The 1021-nt window shown below is 76.7% G+C and carries 2 protein-coding genes; both read left to right on the top strand.

The features are described 5' to 3' along the window. Positions 1 to 145 precede the first annotated feature (145 nt). On the top strand, positions 146 to 562 hold the full coding sequence (locus ACIQOV_RS42805; protein WP_380538649.1) for a (2Fe-2S) ferredoxin domain-containing protein: 417 nt from the start codon (positions 146 to 148) through the stop codon (positions 560 to 562). 151 nt (positions 563 to 713) lie between these two features. Further along, positions 714 to 968, top strand: a complete 255-nt coding sequence (locus ACIQOV_RS42810; protein ID WP_359912273.1) for a hypothetical protein — start codon at positions 714 to 716, stop codon at positions 966 to 968. Positions 969 to 1021: the final 53 nt, after the last annotated feature.

The raw sequence follows: 1021 nt of genomic DNA on the forward strand, positions 1-1021 counted from the left end.
GTGGGAGGGGTCCCTGTCGAAGCGCCCGCGGTCCGGGTCCGTCCCGTCCGGGTCCGACCCGCGGCCCGGGCGCCGGCGGGGTGACAGGTACAGTGCGGAGGCCGGTGCGCAGGGTGCCGCAGCCCAGGAGGGGTCAGGAGAACCGATGAGCCGCCGAGACCGCGACGGTGCCCGGGACCGCAAGCGGGGCGCCGGCGCCCCCGTGACCGTCACGGTGTGCCGGGGCTGCTGCTGCGGCACCGAGGCGAAGCACCCCGGGGTGGACCACGCGGGCCAGTACGAGCGGCTGCGCACGGCGGTGGGCCCGGCGGGCCGGGTCCGGGCGGTCAAGTGCCTGGACGTGTGCACCCAGTCCAACGTGGTGGTGGTGGGCCCCTCGGCCGAGGGCCGGGCGGCGGGCGGCCGGCCGGTCTGGCTGGGCTTCGTGCTGATGGACGAGATGATCGACGAGATCGCCGCCTGGGTGCGCGCGGGCGGCCCGGGCCTGGCCGATCCGCCCGGGCTGCTCGACCTCCAGCTGATCTCGGTCTCCCGGCGGGTCCGCGAGGGCCTGCCCGAGTGAGGCCGTGCCCCCGGCGCTACCGACTGATCGTCAGATCGTATTCAACCGGGACGGATCCGGGGCTGCCCGGGGGCCGTCAGCACTACCATGACCGGTGGCGCCGGGCCCTCGCGGACGGCGCCGAGCCGATTCCGCGCGAGGGAGGAAGCCGATGACGACGGTCTGCCGCATCTGCGCGGGCACCGGCCGGACCGCCGGTCTCAGCTGCCGGACCTGCCAGGGCACCGGCACCACCGAGGTGGGCGGCGGGGGCGGCAACTGCTTCCTCTGCGACGGCACCGGGGTGTACGTGCGCTACCGGGTGGACGCGACCGGGGCCAAGCACGCCTACCGGGACGAGATCTGCCGCACCTGCGACGGCACCGGCAACCGGGCCGCCACCCAGTGGGACGAGCCCTCCGGCTGAGGACGGACCCGGCCGGTGGCGCGGGCCGCGGGCCCGGGCGGGCCCCGCAACAC

Origin of the sequence: Kitasatospora sp. NPDC091257 (assembly GCF_044757675.1) — a bacterium.
Classification (GTDB): domain Bacteria; phylum Actinomycetota; class Actinomycetes; order Streptomycetales; family Streptomycetaceae; genus Kitasatospora; species Kitasatospora lactacystinica.

Bases quoted from the DNA above. Each gene is read 5' to 3' on its own strand.
- ACIQOV_RS42805 (WP_380538649.1), top strand. From the start codon at position 146: ATGAGCCGCCGAGACCGCGACGGTGCCCGGGACCGCAAGCGGGGCGCC.
- ACIQOV_RS42810 (WP_359912273.1), top strand. From the start codon at position 714: ATGACGACGGTCTGCCGCATCTGCGCGGGCACCGGCCGGACCGCCGGT.